The organism is Clostridium sp. ZBS15, assembly GCF_023845705.1.
In the GTDB taxonomy this organism is placed as follows: domain Bacteria; phylum Bacillota; class Clostridia; order Clostridiales; family Clostridiaceae; genus Clostridium; species Clostridium aquiflavi.
In genome coordinates this window covers 1-259 of the sequence record NZ_JAMQHY010000104.1, presented here as the reverse complement: position 1 = coordinate 259, position 259 = coordinate 1, and the positions used below count along the sequence as shown (strand labels likewise).

General features: G+C 70.7%; 1 protein-coding gene. It reads left to right on the top strand.

Annotated elements, in window-relative coordinates; all coding sequences use genetic code 11:
• On the top strand, positions 1 to 259 hold a 259-nt coding region (locus NG904_RS17690), incomplete at both ends, for a hypothetical protein (RefSeq protein WP_252232849.1).

Below are 259 nucleotides of genomic sequence, written 5' to 3'. Positions count from 1 at the left end.
CCCCCAAAATCTCCCCTCTTCCCCTCCCCACCCCCCTCCCCCCCCAACCACCCCCCCCCCCCCCCCCCCCCCCCCCCCACTCCACCCCCCCCCCCCCCATCACCCCACCCCCCCCCCCCTCCCCCCCCCTATTCCAGCACTCCTTTTCTCCCCCCTCCTCCCACCCTCTCTCTCCCACTCTCTCTCCCCCTTCTCACTTCCCCTCCCCCGCACTCTTCCCCCCCCCCCCTCTCTCCCTTTTTTTTTTAAAGAACCCGCC